This window comes from Azoarcus sp. Soil_N_20 (genome assembly GCF_057656155.1).
Genome location: NZ_JBDGKX010000089.1, coordinates 1 through 225, shown reverse-complemented (window position 1 = coordinate 225; position 225 = coordinate 1). Strand labels below are relative to the sequence as shown.

Here is a 225-nt window from a genome sequence, read left to right as displayed (position 1 = left end):
GATCAGGTGGTGGCTGCTCGGGCCGAGCGCGGTGGCGGGGAGGATCTCGGTCCAGGTCGCGGCCTTGAGTTCGTCGACCTCGTCGGAGGCGGACACACAGGCCTCGATCGAGACCGCGGGCGGATAGTTGCCGGTGAAGTGGCTGGTATCGACATCGAAGCCGCGGATCACGCCCTTGCAGCCGAGCCTGACCAGGGCCCAGTCGTGACCGGCGACGCGCTTGCG

The 225-nt window shown here is 68.9% G+C and carries 1 pseudogene; it reads right to left on the bottom strand.

Annotated features, from left to right (window positions below):
• Positions 1 to 225, bottom strand: a pseudogene (locus tag AC3A35_RS28030) (allantoicase); the annotation flags it as partial.